Genomic DNA, 17,884 nt, shown 5'->3' on the forward strand with positions numbered 1-17,884 from the left:
CCTACAAACAGATCGTTTGCGCGGCGATGCGCAAGCTGCTGCACCTGGTTTACGGGGTGGTGAAGTCGGGGATACCGTTTGATCCCAAAATCGCTCTTGCAGGGTGAGGGTCAAGACGGTATCTACATTTGTTGCAACGTGCCATGGCCTGTGAGGCCATAGTTGTCAGCCTTGTTGGCACGACGCGATTTTTCGGTTGGCGCTGCTGGCGCCCCACCTGTCTTCAGCCTTGCGCCAAGGCGAACAACCATGGCCTGACTGGAATGGCACGTTGCAACAAATGTAGGAGCGGCTTTAGCCGCGATGCGCCGCGCGGGCGGCGCTCGATTTGCGCCGCGCCCCAAACATCAAGCCAAGCACTCCGCCGCCCCACAAACAAAAAGGGCCGAGCATTCCACATGCCCGGCCCTTCCATGTTTCACCCAACCTCCATCTGATTACTGCTTGGCCACCTTGGTGCTGGCACTGAGGTAGTCAATCAAGATGCGCCCAGTTTCAGACAGGTAAGCATCATCTTCCGGCTTGGTGTTCTCATCCTCCACCGGCAGCGCATCCTCGTCCTCTTTCTTCAGCTCTTTCAGCGGCTCTTCACCCTTGGCCTTGCGGCGGGTATTTTCCAGGGCCAGCTGCTTGGCTTCGACCTCGTCGTGGCGGGCGCGGCGGTCCTGCTCGTTGAGGCTGACGGTCTTCTCGTCCATCAGCTTTTTGGTCAGCGCCAGGCGGTCGCGGATGTAGGTGAATTCCGCATCCTTGTCGCTGCGCGCTTCATGCTGGGCCTTGAGCTGCGTCAGGTACGGCTTGAACGGGTCTGCCGCCGGCTTGACCACCGGGCGGATGGTATCCCACGGCATGGCCTCGGGCAGGGCGCTTTCACCGATTTCCTTGGTGTCGATGATAGACGGGTAGTCGATGTCCGGCAGCACACCCTGGTGCTGGGTGCTTTGCCCGGAAACCCGGTAGAACTTGGCCAGGGTCAGCTTCAGCTCGCCATGGTTGAGCGGCTGGATGGTCTGCACGGTACCTTTGCCGAAGGTCTGGCCCCCGATGATCAGGGCGCGGTGGTAGTCCTGCATGGCGCCGGCGAAGATCTCCGAGGCCGAAGCCGAGAGACGGTTGACCAGCAGCGCCAGCGGGCCTTTGTAGAAGGCGCCGGGGTTTTCGTCCTCGAGCACGTCGACACGGCCGTCGCTGTTGCGTACCAGCACGGTCGGGCCTTTCTCGATGAACAGGCTGGTCAGCTCGGTGGCTTCCTGCAAAGAACCACCGCCGTTGTTGCGCAGGTCGATGACCACGCCGTCGACCTTTTCCTTCTGCAGTTCGGTCAGCAGTTTTTTCACGTCACGCGTGGTGCTCTTGTACTCCGGATCGCCGGCACGGTATGCCTTGAAATCCAGGTAGAAGGCCGGGATCTCGATGATGCCCAGCTTGTAGTCACGGCCGTCCTGCTTGAGCTTGAGCACCGACTTCTTCGCCGCCTGCTCTTCAAGCTTGACCGCTTCACGGGTGATCGAAACGATCTTGCTGGTCTGGTCGCTAGGTGCGTTGCTGGCCGGAATGACTTCCAGGCGCACCACCGAGCCTTTCGGGCCACGGATCAGCTTGACCACTTCGTCCAGGCGCCAGCCGACCACGTCGACCATTTCCTTGTTGCCCTGGGCGACGCCGATGATCTTGTCGGCCGGGGCCACTTGCTTGGTCTTGGCGGCAGGGCCTGCCGGCACCAGGCGGACGATCTTGACCTGGTCGTTGTCGCTCTGCAGCACCGCGCCGATGCCTTCGAGCGACAGGCTCATGTTGATGTCGAAGTTTTCGGCGTTGTCCGGCGACAGGTAATTGGTGTGCGGGTCGTAGGACTGGGCAAAGGTGTTGATGTAGGCCTGGAAGATATCTTCGGCTCGGGTCTGGTCCAGGCGCGCCAGCTGGTTCTTGTAGCGCTTGGTCAGGGTTTCCTGGATCTGCTTGGGCTCTTTGCCAGCGATCTTCTGGCGCAGCACTTCGTCCTTGACGCGTTTGCGCCACAGGTCGTCGAGCTCGGCCTGGTTCTTCATCCACGGGGCATCCTTGCGGTCGATCAGCAAGGTCTCCTTGGTGGTGAAATCGATCTTGTCGACGCCCTTGTTCAGCTCGGCCAGGGCAAAGTCCAGGCGCTGTTTGACGCGATCGAGGTAGCGTTTGTAGATGGTGAAGCCGGGCTCGAGGTTGCCGCTTTTGAGGAAGTCGTCGAACTGCGTCTTCCACTTGTCGAACTCGGCGACGTCGGCCGCAGTGAAATAGCTGCGCGCAGGGTCGAGGAGCTTGATGTAGCTGTCATAGATGATCACCGAGCGGGCGTCATCCAGTGGCGGCTTGCTGTAATGGTGGCGCTTGAGCAGCTCCACCACATTCAGGCTGGCGACGATTTCGTCACGGTCCGGCTGTAGGCTGTCCCACTTGTTGGCGGCCGCCGCATTGCCGCCGAGCGTGAGGCTGCCGAGGCCGATCATGAGGGCCAGGGCGGTGCTAGGTAGGAAATGCTTCATGCTGATTCGACGTGGAGGCAATTGATCACGCATAGTAGGCCGTCTTTTCCGTTGCCGGTTCCATGGAGCCGGACAAATACTGCAAAAAGCCCGGGGCGAGGGTTCCCCAGGCTCAGTCATGATTCAACTATGGAGGCACTGTGAAGGCATTGCAAGGCGAAGACGGACATGTGGAGTGGGTTGAGGCGGTGCGCCCGGCCCTTGACGCCGGCCAGGTACGCATTCGAGTGGCCGCTGCGGGGCTGAACCGCGCCGACCTGTTGCAAATGAAGGGGCTGTACCCGCCACCACCAGGCGCCAGCCCCTACATGGGCCTGGAGTGCGCCGGGGTGATCGAGGAAGTGGGGCCAGGCGCCGACTGGCGCGTGGGCGACCGGGTCTGCGCGTTGCTGGCCAGCGGGGCGATGGCCGAGGAAGTGGTGGTGGATGCCCGCCATGTGCTGCCGGTGCCCGAGGGCCTGAGCCTGCACGAAGCGGCGGCGCTGCCCGAGGTGTATGCCACGGCGTGGTTGAACATCTTCCAGTTGGGCAACCTGAAAGCGGGCGAAAAGGTGCTGGTGCACGCAGGCGCCAGTGGCGTCGGCTCGGCGGCCATTCAGCTGTGCAAGGCGTTTGGCAACCCCGTGTATGTGAGCGTTGGTTCGCAGGACCGCCTGGCGTATTGCGAGGCTTTGGGGGCTGCCGGTGGGGTGGTGCGTAACGAGAACCTCGAAGCGCTTGAAGGTTTCGGGCCGTTCGACGTGATCCTCGACCCGGTCGGTGCCAGTTACGGGGAACTCAACCTCAAGCTGCTGGCGCGTGACGGGCGTTGGGTGATCATTGGCTTGATGGGCGGGCGCAAGTTCGAGCTGGACCTGGCGCAGGTGCTGGGCAAACGCCTGGAGATCACCGGTTCCACGCTGCGCAACCGCGACGACGGGTTCAAGGCCGAGTTGTTGCGCGAGTTGCAGCAGCAGGTGTGGCCGCTGTTCGCCGAAGGGCGCTTGTCGCCGCAGCTGGTGGATACCTACCCGGTGGCGTTCGCCCAGGCGGCGTATGCCGCACTTGAAAGCAACCAGGTGTCGGGCAAGCTGGTGATGGTCATCGACCCGAGCTTGGTTTAACGCTTGAAGGCCTCATCGCCGGCAAGCCGGCTCCGACAGGAATTCCACACTATTTGAAGCTGTGGTGAACCTGTGGGAGCCGGCTTGCCGGCGATGAGGCCGGACCAGCCGCTGAAATTTTTCAGCTCCAGCTCAGTATCGGCCACCCATTCTTCTCGGCGTGTTCACGCAACACCGCATCCGGGTTCACCACATGCGGATGGTCCACCTTCAGCAACAGCGGCAAGTCGTTACGCGAATCGGAATAGAAACTCGCCCCCTCCAGATTCTCCTGCTCCTGATCCAGCCATTCCAGCAACCGGGTGATCTTGCCCTCTCGGTAGGTCAGCACCCCATGAGTCTTGCCGGTATACACCCCGTTCACCGCCTCCAGTTCGATCGCCAGGTATTCATCCACGCCTAGCCGCGCCGCAATCGGCCCCACCAGGTGCGTGCCGCTCGCCGAGATGATCAGGATGCGGTCGCCACGCTTGCGGTGCTCGGCAATGCAGCGGCAGGCATCGCCAAAGATGATCGGCTCGATCACCTCCTCGACCCACGGCTCGACCAAGTGCTCGACTTCTTCCAGCGTGCGCCCGGCAATCGGCTCGAGGCTGAAGGCCATGTAGTCCTCCATCGCCAGGTGGCCCTTGCCGTAGGCCTCCATCAGCTCATGATCGCGGCGCAGGAAGGCCTTGCCGTCGACCCAGCCCAGCCGCGCCATCTGCTCGCTCCACAGTGACGCGCAGTCCCCGTGGATGAGGGTTTCGTCGAGGTCGAAAATTGCCAGTGCCATGTGTTGAATCTCCTTAGGCCACTTCCCGTAGCGCCGTGGGGTCGATCGACAAGGATACCCGTTGCCCGTCCGCGTGCAGGTCGGCGGATGAGCGGTTGAGCACATCGACCACCAGTTCGACGTCGCGCACCCGCACCCGGTAGCGGATCACGTTGCCCAGCAGGCTGTGGCTGCGGACCTCGCCGTCCAGTTCGCCTTGGCGGCCCAGGGTGATCGATTCCGGGCGGATAGCCAGGCGGCTGGCTACCGGGCGCTGCAACAGGCGGCTGGCGCTGTCGGGGTCGAGCAGGTTGTAGTTGCCAATGAAGCCGGCGGCAAACAGGTCGACCGGCGCGGTGTAGAGGGTTTCGGCATCGCCGCTCTGGACGATGCGCCCCTGGTTCATCAGGAAGATGCGGTCCGACAGGGTCAGCGCTTCTTCCTGGTCATGGGTGACGAAGATGGTGGTCAGCCCCAGTTCGCGCTGGATGCCGCGAATCTGCTCGCGCAGGTGCTTGCGGATGCGCGCATCCAGTGCCGACAGTGGCTCGTCCAGCAGCAACAAGCGGGGGCGTGTGACCAGCGAGCGGGCCAGGGCCACGCGCTGGCACTGGCCGCCGGACAGCTGGTGCGGGTAGCGCCCGGCAAAGCTGCCCAGCTCTACCAGCTCCAGGGCCTCGCGCACCCGCGCCTGGCGCTCGTCGGCTTTCACTTTCTGCATGCGCAAGCCGAACGCGACGTTCTGCTCGACGGTCATGTTGGGGAACAGCGCGTAGCTCTGGAACACCATGCCGATGCCACGCTTTTGCGGGCTGAGTGGCACGATGTCCTGGCCATCGAGCAGGATCTGCCCACTGTCCACGGGGGTCAGCCCGGCGATGCAGCGCAGCAGCGTGGACTTGCCGCAGCCGGACGGGCCGAGCAGCGTGACGAACTCGCCGCGTTCGATCTGGCAGTCGATGTTCTCGAACACCTGCGTGCCGGCATAGCTCTTATGCAGTTTCTGTACGCTGACGAAGCTCATGTCAGGTCTTGTCCTTGTTCAAGCGGTTGGCGACCCAGGTCAACACCAGCACGAAGGCGAAGTACGAAATCACCAGTGCGCTGTTGAAGTGGCCGCTGCTGTTGCGCATGTTGTTCAGGTACACCTGCAGGGTTTCGTAGCGGGTACCGACCAGCAGGTTGGCGAACACGAACTCGCCGAACAGGAACGAGAACGACAGCAGCAGCGCCACCATCAAGCCCTTGCGCAAGTTCGGCAGCACCACCAGGAACGCTGCCTGCCAGGTGCTGGCGCCGAGCAGCTGGGCGGCGTCCATCAGGTCGCGCAGGTTGATCGCCTGCAGGTTGTTGGTGATCGCCCGGTACATGAACGGTAGGGCGATGGTGAAGTAGCAGCCGATCAGGATCCACGGCGTGCCGACCATGGCCATCGGCCCGCTGCCGTACAGCTGCAGCAGGCCCACCGACGACACCACCGGGGGGACCGCGAACGGCAGCAGGATGAGGATGTTCATCAGCGCGTCGAGCTTGGGGAAGTGGTAGTGCACCACGAACAGCAGCGGCAGTATCAGCACCACCGACAGCAGCAGGGCGCCCATGCACACCAGCAGCGACTGGCCGAAGGCGGCCAGAAAGCGCGGCTCGCTCCACAGTGCCAGGTACCACTTCAGTGTCAGGCCGCTGGGCAGAAGGCTGGCCGACCAGCTGGTGGCCAGCGAATAGAGCAAGGTGCCAGCCAGCGGCAGCAGCAGGATCAGGAACAGCAGGTACACCACGAGGCGGTGGTACAGGCTGGCAGCGTTGGAATCAGCGCGCATGGTAGCTCCTCTTGAGCAGCCATTGATGCACCACCGTGACCAGGGTCATCAGGCCCACCAGCACCATGGCCAGGGCGCTGGCCAGGTTGGGGTCAAGGCTGATGTCGCCGGCCACCAGCCCGGCGATGCGGATCGGCAGCACGTTGAAGTTGCCGGTGGTCAGTGCATACACCGTGGCATAGGCGCCCAGGGCATTGGCCAGCAGAATGACGAACGTGCCGAGCAGCGCCGGGGCCAGCACCGGCAGGCCGATGTGCCGCCAGAACTGCCAGTGGTTGGCGCCGAGCAGCGCGGCCGACTCGCGCCAGTCCTCGCGCAGGGCGTCGAAGGCCGGGTATAGCAGCAGCACGCCGAGTGGGATCTGGAAGTAGGTATACACCAGGATTAGGCCGCTTTTGGAGTAGATGCTGAAGTCCTCCAGCAGGCCGGCCTGCTTGAGCAGCAGGGTCAGTGCGCCGTTGAAACCCAGCAGAATGATGAAGGCAAAGGCCAGCGGCACGCCGGCGAAGTTGCTGGTCATGTTGGCAAAGGCGCTGACGAAGTCGCGCAGGCGCGAATCCACCTGGCGCAGCGAATAGGCGCCGAGGGTGGCGATGACGATGCCGAACAGGCTCGACCAGAAACTGATCTCCAGGCTGCGCTGCAGCGCCTGCAGGTAGAACTTCGAGGCAAACACCTTGCTGAAGTTTTCGATGCCCCAGCCGGCTTCCGATTGCACGCTGTTGATCGCCACCCAGGCCAGCGGTGCAATCTGGAAGATGACGAAGAACACGGCGAACGGCAGCAGGCAGAGCAGGGCCAGATAGCGGCCACGGGCGCTGCGGCTGTGGGTGGTGGTCACTTGAGCAGCTCCCGGCAGACGGTCTTGTCGTGGGGCACGCCGAGCAATTCGCAGATGGTACCGCACAGTTCGGTCTGTAGTGGCTTGGCGGCAGGGTCCAGGCTGAAGGCGTCGCCGAACACGAACAGCGGCACCTCGCGCTCCTCGGCCAGCAGGCCATTGTGCGAGCGGTCATTGTTCATGCCGTGGTCGGCGGTGACCAGTATCTGGTAACCCTCTTCGAGCCAGCGCGGCAGGTAGTCGGCCAGCAGGATGTCGGCGCTGCGCGCAGCGTTGCGGTACTGGCTGCTGTCCAGGCCGTGGCGGTGGCCGGTGTCATCGATGCTCATCGGGTGCACCAGCAGGAAATTCGGTGCATGGCGGCGGCGCAGGTATTCGGCGTCGGCCAGCAGGTGTGAATCGGGGTAACGGTCGTCCCAATAGAACAGGCCATGCTGGATCGGCAGCTTGGGCGCGTGGGTATGGCGGTCGCGTTGCGGGTCGAAGGGGGAGCGGTTGTACAGTTCGCTCATCCAGTGATAGGCCGCGGCGGCGGTGCCCAGGTTGGCCTCGCGGGCATAGTGGAACACGCTGCGCTGGTTGGACAGGCGGTTGACGTTGTTGTGCACGATGCCGCTGTCGATCGGTGGCACGCCGGTGAGGATGCACTCGTACAGCGGCCGCGACAGCGACGGCAGCTCGCATTCCACGCGGTACAGCGCGGCGCGGTCGGCTTCGACATAGGCGTGCAGGTGGCCCATGGCGTGGTGGGCGACCTGGTGGTTGAGGCCGTCGAGCAGGACCAGGATGACGTTGTGTTGCATGGTGGCTCCAGTCAATAACCGCGTTGCCTTCATCGCCGGCAAGCCGGCTCCCACAGGTACACCACAGGGCTGAAAACTGTGCTGCCCGGTGGGAGCCGGCTCGCCGGCGAAGAGGCCGGTTCAGGCGCTAGAAAACTAGCCCCTTACTCCATCTCGATGATCACTTGCTCCTGCCACATCTGCGGCAGCTTCTTCGAGGTCGCTTCCCACACTTCGGCATTCTTGATCGGCTGCGCAGCACCGTACTGCTCGTTGGGCAGCAGCTTGGCCTGCACGTCGGCCGGCAGTTTCAGGTGCTCGGCGCGGATCGGCCGGGCATGCCCCTTGGCGAGGTTGATCTGCCCGGCGTCGCTGAAGATGTATTCACGTGCCAGCTTGGCCGCGTTCGGGTGCTTGGCGTACTTGTTGATGATGGTGGTGTAGCCCGAGGTGATCGACCCGTCCGAGGGGATCAGCACTTCGAAGCGCTTGGGGTCGATCTGATCACGGTAGCTCAGGCCATTGAAGTCCCACACCACGCCGACTTCCACTTCACCTTTTTCCAGGGTCTGGATGGTCGGGTTGGCCAGCGACAGGCGTTTTTGCTGGGCCAGCTTGGTGAACAGCTGCAGGCCCGGCGCGACGTTGCTCTCGTCACCTTTGTAGGCGATGGCCGCGGCCAGTACGCCGTTGGCAGCCTGGGCGGCGGTGCCGACGTCACCGATGGCGACCTTGTACTTGCCTTTTTCCAGGTCGTGCCAGGTTTTAGGGCGTTCCTCTTCCTTCACCAGGTCCTTGTTGATGATGAAGGCGATGGTGCCGGTATAGGCCAGCGCCCAGTGCCCGTCCTTGTCCTTGGCCCATTCCGGTACCTGGTCCCAGGTGCTCGGCTTGTACGGCTGGCTAACACCCTTGGCCACGGCTATCGGGCCGAAGGCTGCACCCACGTCACCGATATCGGCGCTGGCGTTGTCCTTCTCGGCCTCGAACTTGGCGATTTCCTGGGCCGAGCTCATGTCGGTGTCGCTGTGCTTGAGGCCGTACTTGCTGGCCAGGTCATCCCAGGTGCCTTTCCAGTTGGCCCAGGCATCGGGCATGCCCACGCTGTTGACGGTGCCTTCCTTGCGGGCGGCGTCTTCCAGGGCCTTGAGGTCGGTGCCGGCAGCCATGGCCGAAGTACACAGGGTGATGGCCGAGCCGAGCAGTGACGCCATGAACAACTTTTTCATCCGAAGCTCCTTGGGTGGGTGCCTTACGCGATCGTTGTTATGAGTGAAGCCTTTGCTTGGGAACCTTTGGTCTAGGTCAGCAAACCTTGCGCCAAGGTAGGCCGGTTGCATGACAGTTTGATGTAGGAGAGGGCCTGAACCGGCTGCTGGAGGTTCCTGGAAATACAGCGTAGCCCAGATCGCAAGGCCCGATTCATCAGGGTTGGCGCGAATCTGGCAGTCATCCTGAGGAGGCCGCTCAGCGCCTTTGTCACAGGATGTTCATCAGCCCTGCCTAGGCTTGCACTATTCTCCAAGTGCCCTGTTCTGGGGCTGGACTAGTCCAGATAGGTAACCCTTGATGCAGTCGATGCCACCGCGTGCGGTAACAGCCATCTGCCATGCGTTGCAGGAGCAGATCGAGCACGGCCTGTTGGCGCCGGGCGGCAAGCTGCCGGCCGAACGCAAGCTCAGCGACGTGTTCGACACCACGCGCATCACCCTGCGTGAGGCGCTGGCGCAGCTGGAAGCCCAGGGGCTGATCTACCGTGAGGAGCGGCGCGGGTGGTTCGTCGCGCCGCAACGGCTGACCTACGACCTGATCGAGCGGAGCCACTTTCATGCGATGGTGCGGGACCAGGGGCGGGAAGCAGCCACCGAGTTGCTCTCGGCGCGCCTGCAGCCGGCATCGGCGGCGATCTGCGCGCGTTTGCGCCTGCCGGCGCTGTCCAGCGTGGTGCAGATCTGCAGGTTGCGGCGCATCGATGGGCGGGCGGTGCTGTATGCCGAGCATTACCTCAACCCGCAGCATTTCCCGGCGATTCTCGAACAGGACCTGGCGCAGTCGCTGACCGAGATTTATGCACGTGTGTACGGCATTCGCTATGGGCAGGTGTGCTTCGAGATCTTGCCCACGGCGTTACCGGTGGACGCGGCGGCGGCACTGCGGGTGACCACGGGCAGCCCAGGGCTGCACATCACCCGGGTCAACAGTGACCAGCATGGGCATCTGATCGACTGTGACCTTGAGTATTGGCGGCATGATGCGATCCGCATCCGTGCCCATGCCGGGTAGGGCTTTGCAGCCCACTCGCCGGCAAGCCGGCTCCGTACAGCGCTGCCTTTGAGAGCAGTGGGGTGCTTGTGGGAGCCGGCTTGCCGGCGATGAGGCCTTAACTGGAGGCACCGGCCTCTGCCATGCCGCCACCGCCCGCGGTCACCACCTGCACCGACAACCGCGGCGTCGCCAGGTCCAACCCCGCTTCATCCAGCTGCCGCTTCAGTGCCAGGTTGAACGCCCGCGACACTTCCCACTGCTTGATCGGCGCGGTCTTGAAGCGTGCCCGCAAGATCGCCGAGCCCGACTCGAAACTCTCGACCCCCTGCAGTTCCAGCGGCGACCAGATATTGCGGCGCATCAGCGGGTCGTTGCGCAGCTTCTGCCCCACTTCACGGATCAACGTGATGGCCTGGTCGATATTCATGCTGTGCGGGATGGCCACGCGGAAGATCGCGTAGCCGAACTCGCGCGAGTAGTTCTTGATGCTCTTGATTTCGCTGAACGGGATGGTATGCACGATGCCGTCGATGTCGCGCAGGCGCACGGTACGGATGGTCAGGCCCTCGACCGTGCCCAGGTGGCCGCCAACGTCGACGTAGTCGTCGATGGCCAGCGAGTCCTCGATGATGATGAACAGACCGGTGATCAGGTCGGCTACCAGCGACTGCGCGCCAAAACCGATCGCCAGGCCGATCACACCGGCACCGGCCAGCAGCGGCGTCACGTTCATGCCCATGTTGGCCAGGGCGACGATCACCGCAATGATGAAAATCACCACGAACATCACGTTGCGGATCAACGGCATCATGGTTTGCGCACGGGCGTTGGCCAGGCCGCGGCGCGAACGCACCAGCGCGTGGTGCACGGCGGTGTCGGCGAGAATCCATACCAGCCAGGCGACAATCAGCGTGCCAGCCAGGCCCAGCAGGCGCAGGCTGACTTCATGGCCATCACCCTCGGCAAAGCTGATCATCGACTGGCCCCAGACGCGCAAGCCCAGCTCGATGAACACCAGCCAGATGAACAGGTGCACCAGCACATAACCGAAGTTGCGCAGGCGTTCGGTGTACACCGCCTGGCGCTTGTTGGCGCGTTTGGGGTTGGCGGCGTGGCGGCGCACCAGGCCGTTGAGCACCATGCACACCACCACCAGCACCGTGCACATCAGCGACTGGCGCAGGGCGGTGCTGGTGTCGCCGGCCGAAACGAAGGTGGCGAACAGCGAGATCGCCACCAGGATCATCGCCGGGACGAACCAGAAGCTGCCGAGAATCTCGATGGTGTCGCTGAGCGTGCGCCGGGTCAGGCGCCGGGACAGCGGCTGGTTGCGAATAAGGTGGGCGATCGGGCGGCGAAAGCGCAGCACGAACAACCCAGTGCACAGGGCGGCGATGACATTGGCCAGGGTGGCCAGCGCGTGTGCCAGGTGCGTGCCGAGGGCGACGGTCATGCGCGGGTCACTCATCGCCTCGCCAAACGCGGCGAAGCTGCCGATCAGCCACAGCGGGCGGAAAGCCTGGTGGCGCAGGATGTGCAGGGCACGGTGGCGGTGCGGGCCGTCGAGCAGCGAGAAGGCGATCACGCAGATGGCCGAGAAGCAGGTGCCCACCACCAGCGCGTAGGCCAGCACCATGGCCATCGACTTGCCCAGCGAAGAGGGCAGGGCAAAGCTCAGGTACACCGTGAACACCAGCGCCACCAGCCACGGCCCGAGCTTGCGCAGGGCGAAGCGCACCAGGTCCCAGGTACGCGGGTGCTGGGGCAGCTCCTCGGTCAGGCCGAAGCGCACCCGAACGCGGTGGCCGATCCAGTTGAAGGCATAGGCCAGCAGGCTCCACACGGCGATGATCGCGGCAAAGCCAAACAGGATCGCCGGCCATTGGTGCACCGGGACCACCAGCTCGACCAATTCGGCCTGGGCCTGCTCGAACTCCAGCGCCCAGCGGTTGAACGGGCTGGCGTCGCCACTGAATTGTTTTTCGAAGTCATGCAGCGCGCCGCCGATCAGGCCCAGCACGCCCTGTTCAGCGGTCGGTTGCGATTGCTTGGTGGCGTCGCGAAGTTTTTTCAGGTCGGCCAGCAGCTTGGCCCGTTGCTGGTCGTTTTCCAGGTTCTTGATCACCTCGTCCAGCGACTTGCCCAGCGGCTCGGTGGCCTCGGGCTGGGCGGGCGCACTGGAGCCCAGCAGGCTCGGCAGGCCCGCCGCCTGGACCGGGGCGATGAACAGAAACAACAGCAGGGCAAGGCAACGCAGAAGGGTTGGCACCGGGAAATCTACCTCAGGTCAAACGATTGCCCGAGTGTAGAGGTTTATGTGGGCAGTTTCTCCAGGATCTTCCAGCAAGTGAGGCCGAAGATACCCAGGGTGCCGATCCACATCATCAGCACGCCAATGTTGCGCTCGCGCAGGCTGAAGCCGATGGTCAGCAGCATCAGGAACAGGAACACCGGCACGAACAGGGACAGGAAGGGGGACATGGACTGCAATCCTTTTGCGTTGGGGCCATGTACTAAGCATAGCCCGTGGCAAGCGAAGCGGGATTGATCCTGGGCAGTTGCAGTGCCTGTGCCGGCCTCTTCGCGGGACAAGCCCGCTCCCACAGGTTCACCGCTGCTTGTGGGAGCGGGCTCGTCCCGCGAAGAGGCCAGTGCTTACAACTGCAGGCTCAAGGCAATTCGCGGCAACGATAGAACGCGGTGAGTACCTTCACCAGGTGCGCCAGGTCATGGCTGCCGCACAGCTCACGGATCGAGTGCATGGCAAAGGTCGGCAGGCCGATGTCGACCGTGCGCACGCCCAGGTTGCTGGCGGTGATCGGGCCGATGGTCGAGCCGCAGCCCATGTCGCTGCGCACCACGAAGCTCTGCACCGGCACTTCTTCGGCCATGCACAGGTGGCGGAAGAACCCGGCGGTTTCGCTGTTGGTGGCGTAGCGCTGGTTGTTGTTGACCTTGATCACCGGGCCGGCGTTGAGCTTGGGCCCGTGGTTGCCGTCGTGCTTGTCGGCGTAGTTCGGGTGCACGCCGTGGGCGTTGTCGGCCGATACCATCAGCGAGCGCTGGATGGTGCGCACAAAGGCGTCACCGTCTGGCAGCAGCCGCTGCAGCGTCTGTTCCAGCATCGGGCCGTCGGCGCCGCAGGCCGAGCAACTGCCGACCTCTTCGTGGTCGTTGCACACCAGCACGCAGGTTTCGTCACTGTCGGCGGCCAGCAGCGCTTGCAGGCCGGCATAGCACGACAGCAGGTTGTCCAGCCGGGCCCCGGCGATGAAGTCGCCGTGCAGGCCGATCTGGGCGGCATCCTGGGTGTCGTAGAAGCTCAGTTCGTAATCCAGCACCACGTCGGCGTTCAGCTGGTGTTCGCGGGCCAGCTGTTCGGTGAGCAGGGCGCGGAAGTCGATGCGCTCGTCGCCCGCGACCTGGGCCAGGATCGGCGGCAGTTCGGTCTGCGGGTTGATCATCCAGCCTTCGTTGGCGGTGCGGTTGAGGTGGATGGCCAGGTTGGGGATGATCGCGATCGGCAGCTTGAAGTCGATCAGCTGGCTTTCGACCTTGCCATCACGGCGGAAGGTGACCCGCCCAGCCAGCGACAGGTCGCGGTCGAACCACGGCGCCAGCAGGGCACCGCCGTACACTTCCACGCCCAGTTGCAGGAAGCCCTGGCGCTGCAGCTCGGGCTGCGGCTTGACCCGCAGGCACGGGCTGTCGGTGTGCGCGCCGACCATGCGGATACCGCTCAGCAGCGGTGCCTGCTTGCCCAGCTTGATGGCGATGATGGACGAATCGTTGCGGGTGACGTAGTAGCGGCCGCCGGGCACCGTGGCCCAGCTGTCACGCTCGTCCAGGCGCTGGTAACCGGCAGCCTCGAGGCGCTGGGCCAGGCTGGCGGTGGCGTGGAAGGGCGTGGGGGAGGCCTTGAGGAAATCGATCAGGCCGGTATTCAGTGCTTCGCGCATAACTCACTCCAGACAGCAGTGGCGCGAGTTTAGCGCAGATAGATCACAAATTGTGTCGGGCCCTTCAGAAGGGCGCCGGGCACTCGAACTTCAACCTTTCGCCGCTCACCGGGTGGGTGAAACCGAGCATTGCCGCATGCAGGCACAGCCGTTCATGCGCCGCCAAGGCTTCAGGGTTGGCGTACAACCGGTCGCCCAGCAGCGGGTGGCCGATCGACAGCATGTGCACGCGCAGCTGGTGCGAACGCCCGGTGATCGGGGTCAGCTCGACCCGGCAGTAATCGCCGCAACGTTCGATGATGCGCCAGAAGGTCAGGGCATGTTTGCCTTGCTCATGGTCCACCACATGCCGCGGCTTGGTCGGCGGGTCGTAGCGCAGCGGCAGGTCGATGCTGCCGCTGTCCAGCGCCGGTTGGCCCCAGCACAGTGCGGTGTAGGCCTTTTCGGTCTCGCGGTCATGAAACTGGCGTGACAGCTCGCGGTGGCTGTCGGCGTCGCGGGCCAGCAGGATGATGCCTGAGGTTTCCCAATCCAGGCGGTGGACGATCAACGCATCGGGGTAGCCGTTTTCCTGCAGGCGGGTGATCAGGCAGTCCTTGTTGTCGTCGGCACGGCCGGGTACCGACAGCAGCAGGGTCGGCTTGTTGACCACCAGGATGGCGGCATCTTCATGGAGGATCTGGACGTTCGACAGCGGCATTGCAGGTTCTCGGTCAAATTAACCATTGGGGCCGCTTTGCGGCCCATCGCCGGCAAGCCAGCTCCTACAGGTAGAGCGCGGACTCTGTAGGAGCTGGCTTGCCGGCGATGGGCTGCGAAGCAGCCCCAATAATCAACCCAGGTCGCTGAATCAGCGATCAGGCAAGGTGATGTTCAGCTCAAGAATCGAGCAACTGCCCTGGTTTTCCAGCTCGATATGCACATCATCGCTGCCGATGTTCACATACTTGCGGATCACCTCGAGCAGCTCTTTCTGCAGGGCCGGCAGGTAGTCCGGTTCGCTGCGCTGGCCGCGCTCGTGCGCCACGATGATCTGTAGACGCTCTTTCGCTACCGACGCGCTGCTCTGTTTCTGTCTGCCACGAAAGAAGTCAAAAAGGTTCATGGTTTATTTGCCTCCAAACAGGCGCGCGAAGAATCCTTGCTTCGGCACTTCGATGAACCGCAGTGGTTTTGGCTTGCCCAGCAGCCGGTCGACGGTGTCGCTGTAGGCCTGGCCTGCATCGCTCTGGTCGTCGAGGATAACCGGGATGCCCTGGTTGGATGCCTTCAGTACCGCTTGAGATTCCGGGATGACGCCCAGCAGTTCGACCGAGAGGATTTCCTTGACGTCTTCGACGCCCAGCATTTCGCCTTTCTCGACGCGCTCCGGGTGGTAGCGGGTGATCAGCAGGTGTTCCTTGATCGGATCATCGCCTTGCTCTGCCCGGCGCGACTTGCTCGACAGCAGGCCGATCATGCGGTCGGAGTCACGTACCGAGGAGACTTCCGGGTTGGTCACGACGATGGCCTCGTCAGCGAAGTACATCGCCAGGTGCGCACCTTTTTCGATACCGGCAGGCGAGTCGCAGACGACGAACTCGAACTGCTCCTTGAGCTCCATCAGTACCTTCTCGACGCCTTCCTTGGTCAGCGCGTCCTTGTCGCGGGTCTGGCTGGCGGCCAGCACGTACAGGTTCTCGAGGCGCTTGTCCTTGATCAGGGCCTGCTGCAGGTTGGCTTCGCCGTTGACCACGTTGACGAAGTCGTACACCACGCGGCGTTCGCAGCCCATGATCAGGTCGAGGTTACGCAGGCCCACGTCGAAGTCGACGATGACCGTCTTGTGGCCACGCAGCGCGAGGCCGGTGCCGATGGCGGCGCTGGTGGTGGTCTTGCCCACACCCCCCTTGCCGGAAGTAACGACGAGAATCTTGGCCAAGGTGTTTCACCCCTAAATAAGTCGGGACACGTGTCCCAGCAAAATGCAAAAACGGCAACAGGTAAAAAAGTTGCTCTAAAAATGACGGCAAGTATCCGTTAAAGACGGGTGATGTTCAACACATCACCGGACAGGCTGACTTGCACGCCGGCACCCCACAGCGGGTCGCGGCGCAGGTCTTCGCAGACCTTGTACTGCCCAGCGATGGAGACCATTTCGGCGGTCATCTGCTGGCAGAAGATACGGGCCTTGGTATTGCCTTTGATACCGGCCAGGGCGCGGCCGCGCATGGGGCCGTACACATGGATGTTGCCATCGGCAAGAAGTTCCGCACCCGGGCTGACCGCCGCGGTGACCACCAGATCGCCACCCTGGGCGTAGACCTGCTGGCCACCCCGCACGGGTGAGGTGATGATGCGGGTGGGACGGATTTCCGGCTCCGGGGCCGGCGCTGGCACCGGGGCCGGCTCGGGTTTCTTCACCTCGGGCTCGGGTTCCAGTGGCCGCTCGCGGGCGCCGGAGGGCGGCAACACCGGCAAGTCGATGGCGATCGCCGCCGCGATGTCCTCGATGCGGTTGGCGCGAATGGCCAGCGTCCGCAGGCCATGGTGGCGGCAGATGCGCATCAGCCCGGGCAGGTCGATCGCCCCTTCGCCGGCCGGCAGCTTGTCCAGCGCCAGCACCAACGGCGTGTTGCTGAAGAAATTGGGGGCTTGGGCCACTTTTGCCGCCAGCTGGCGGTCGAGGGCTTCAAGGTCGTTGCGCCCCAGCTCCAGCACAGTGATGGCGAGCATGCTGCCCTTGAGCTGGAACACGGAGGCGGTGTCGGGTGTGTGGTTTGGGCTCATGGTCTGCATAGACGGCTTGTTGCGAAAAAAGTGCCCTGACTTATAACGATAAGACCGGTTGGCCGCAACCGGCGCCGATCCGATGTAGAATGCTCGGCCTTTGACTTACCGGAAGCTTCAATGGAACGCCCGCGTTTTCGTCCCTATTTCCTCCACCCCAGGTTCTGGGGCTTGTGGCTTGGCCTGGGCCTGCTGTGGCTGGTGGTGCAGCTGCCGTACCGTGCCCTGCTGAAGCTCGGTGGCGCCCTGGGCGCGCTGATGTATCGGCTGGCGGGTGAGCGTCGACGCATTGCCGCGCGCAACCTGGAGCTGTGCTTCCCGGGACTGTCCGTCGACGAACGGCGCCGGTTGTTGAAGGCGAACTTCGCCTCCACCGGCATCGCCTTCTTCGAAATGGCCATGAGCTGGTGGTGGCCCAAGGCCAGGCTGGCGCGCCTGGCGCACATCGAAGGTCTCGAGCACCTGCAAGCCGCCCAGCAGGCGGGGCAGGGCGCGATCCTGATGGCCGTGCACTTCACCACCCTGGAGATCGGCGCCGCGCTGCTCGGCCAGGAGCACACCATCGACGGCATGTACCGCGAGCACGGTAACCCGCTGTTCGATTTCATCCAGCGCAGCGGCCGCGAGCGGCACAACCTCGATTCGCTGGCGGTAGAGCGTGAAGACGTGCGCGGCATGCTCAAGCTGCTGCGCTCGGGCCGGGCGATCTGGTATGCACCAGACCAGGACTACGGCGCCAAGCAGAGCCTGTTCGTGCCGTTGTTCGGTATCCCGGCGGCGACGGTCACCGCCACCACCAAGTTTGCCCGGCTGGGCAAGGCGCAGGTCATTCCGTTCACGCAGAAGCGCCTTGAGGATGGCAGCGGCTATCGTCTGGTGATCCATCCGCCGCTGGAGAATTTCCCCGGTGAAAGTGAAGAGGCCGATTGCCTGCGCATCAACCAATGGATCGAAAGCGTGTTGCGCGAGTGCCCCGAGCAATACCTGTGGGCGCACCGGCGCTTCAAGTCGCGGCCCGAGGGTGCGCCGCGGCTGTACGACAAGAAAAAGCGCTGAAATGTGTGCTGGCAGG

The 17,884-nt window shown here is 63.5% G+C and carries 17 protein-coding genes; 3 read left to right on the forward strand and 14 right to left on the reverse strand.

The window, feature by feature from the left end:
- Positions 1-437 precede the first annotated feature (437 nt).
- Positions 438-2,519: a carboxy terminal-processing peptidase gene (locus ABEH27_RS22250; RefSeq protein WP_346615640.1), complete on the reverse strand. Its 2,082-nt coding sequence runs from the start codon at positions 2,517-2,519 to the stop codon at positions 438-440.
- A gap of 140 nt (positions 2,520-2,659) precedes the next feature.
- Here ABEH27_RS22250 and ABEH27_RS22255 point away from each other — a divergent pair, with 140 nt between their 5' ends.
- Positions 2,660-3,622, forward strand: coding sequence for an NAD(P)H-quinone oxidoreductase (locus ABEH27_RS22255; RefSeq protein ID WP_346615641.1), 963 nt, complete (start codon positions 2,660-2,662; stop codon positions 3,620-3,622).
- 121 nt (positions 3,623-3,743) lie between these two features.
- On the opposite strand, the gene ABEH27_RS22260 is transcribed toward ABEH27_RS22255, so the two are convergent.
- The 6 genes from ABEH27_RS22260 to ABEH27_RS22285 all read right to left on the reverse strand — a co-directional run bounded on the left by ABEH27_RS22260 (position 3,744) and on the right by ABEH27_RS22285 (position 9,048).
- Entirely contained in the window at positions 3,744-4,397 is a 654-nt protein-coding gene (locus ABEH27_RS22260; protein WP_346615642.1) for an HAD family hydrolase, read from the reverse strand.
- 13 nt (positions 4,398-4,410) lie between these two features.
- Positions 4,411-5,400 carry an ABC transporter ATP-binding protein gene (locus ABEH27_RS22265; protein ID WP_346615643.1) on the reverse strand — a complete coding sequence of 330 codons (990 nt, stop codon included), beginning with the start codon at positions 5,398-5,400 and terminating at the stop codon, positions 4,411-4,413.
- A gap of 1 nt (position 5,401) precedes the next feature.
- Positions 5,402-6,196, reverse strand: a complete 795-nt coding sequence (locus ABEH27_RS22270; protein WP_346615644.1) for an ABC transporter permease — start codon at positions 6,194-6,196, stop codon at positions 5,402-5,404.
- On the reverse strand, positions 6,186-7,037 hold the full coding sequence (locus tag ABEH27_RS22275) for an ABC transporter permease subunit (protein ID WP_346615645.1): 852 nt from the start codon (positions 7,035-7,037) through the stop codon (positions 6,186-6,188). The genes ABEH27_RS22270 and ABEH27_RS22275 overlap by 11 nt, the downstream gene beginning before the upstream one ends.
- Entirely contained in the window at positions 7,034-7,840 is an 807-nt protein-coding gene (locus ABEH27_RS22280) for an alkaline phosphatase family protein (RefSeq protein WP_346615646.1), read from the reverse strand. Before ABEH27_RS22280 ends, ABEH27_RS22275 begins: the two co-directional genes overlap by 4 nt.
- A gap of 143 nt (positions 7,841-7,983) precedes the next feature.
- Positions 7,984-9,048, reverse strand: a complete 1,065-nt coding sequence (locus tag ABEH27_RS22285) for an ABC transporter substrate-binding protein (protein ID WP_346615647.1) — start codon at positions 9,046-9,048, stop codon at positions 7,984-7,986.
- A gap of 340 nt (positions 9,049-9,388) precedes the next feature.
- On the opposite strand from ABEH27_RS22285, the gene ABEH27_RS22290 reads away from it, so the two are divergent.
- Positions 9,389-10,102 carry a UTRA domain-containing protein gene (locus ABEH27_RS22290; RefSeq protein ID WP_346615648.1) on the forward strand — a complete coding sequence of 238 codons (714 nt, stop codon included), beginning with the start codon at positions 9,389-9,391 and terminating at the stop codon, positions 10,100-10,102.
- 97 nt (positions 10,103-10,199) lie between these two features.
- Here the strand turns inward: ABEH27_RS22290 and ABEH27_RS22295 are convergent, their stop codons facing one another.
- The 7 genes from ABEH27_RS22295 to minC all read right to left on the reverse strand — a co-directional run bounded on the left by ABEH27_RS22295 (position 10,200) and on the right by minC (position 16,821).
- A complete protein-coding gene (locus ABEH27_RS22295) occupies positions 10,200-12,353 on the reverse strand; it encodes a mechanosensitive ion channel family protein (RefSeq protein WP_346615649.1) in 2,154 nt (717 codons plus the stop codon).
- Positions 12,354-12,397: 44 nt separating this feature from the next.
- Positions 12,398-12,565: a hypothetical protein gene (locus tag ABEH27_RS22300; protein ID WP_011532728.1), complete on the reverse strand. Its 168-nt coding sequence runs from the start codon at positions 12,563-12,565 to the stop codon at positions 12,398-12,400.
- A gap of 188 nt (positions 12,566-12,753) precedes the next feature.
- Complete coding sequence (locus ABEH27_RS22305) at positions 12,754-14,043, reverse strand: M18 family aminopeptidase (protein ID WP_346615650.1); 1,290 nt, start codon at positions 14,041-14,043, stop codon at positions 12,754-12,756.
- 64 nt (positions 14,044-14,107) lie between these two features.
- Positions 14,108-14,743, reverse strand: a complete 636-nt coding sequence (locus ABEH27_RS22310) for an RluA family pseudouridine synthase (protein WP_346615651.1) — start codon at positions 14,741-14,743, stop codon at positions 14,108-14,110.
- 150 nt (positions 14,744-14,893) lie between these two features.
- Positions 14,894-15,148, reverse strand: a complete 255-nt coding sequence (gene minE, locus ABEH27_RS22315; protein ID WP_043206650.1) for a cell division topological specificity factor MinE — start codon at positions 15,146-15,148, stop codon at positions 14,894-14,896.
- Positions 15,149-15,151: 3 nt separating this feature from the next.
- A complete protein-coding gene (minD, locus tag ABEH27_RS22320) occupies positions 15,152-15,964 on the reverse strand; it encodes a septum site-determining protein MinD (RefSeq protein WP_110996258.1) in 813 nt (270 codons plus the stop codon).
- A gap of 98 nt (positions 15,965-16,062) precedes the next feature.
- Positions 16,063-16,821, reverse strand: coding sequence for a septum site-determining protein MinC (minC, locus tag ABEH27_RS22325; RefSeq protein ID WP_346615652.1), 759 nt, complete (start codon positions 16,819-16,821; stop codon positions 16,063-16,065).
- Between the two features lie 111 nt (positions 16,822-16,932).
- Here minC and ABEH27_RS22330 point away from each other — a divergent pair, with 111 nt between their 5' ends.
- Positions 16,933-17,868 carry a lipid A biosynthesis lauroyl acyltransferase gene (locus ABEH27_RS22330; protein ID WP_346615653.1) on the forward strand — a complete coding sequence of 312 codons (936 nt, stop codon included), beginning with the start codon at positions 16,933-16,935 and terminating at the stop codon, positions 17,866-17,868.
- Positions 17,869-17,884 lie beyond the last annotated feature (16 nt).

Source organism: Pseudomonas sp. P39-UII1, assembly GCF_039672635.1.
In the GTDB taxonomy this organism is placed as follows: Bacteria; Pseudomonadota; Gammaproteobacteria; order Pseudomonadales; family Pseudomonadaceae; genus Aquipseudomonas.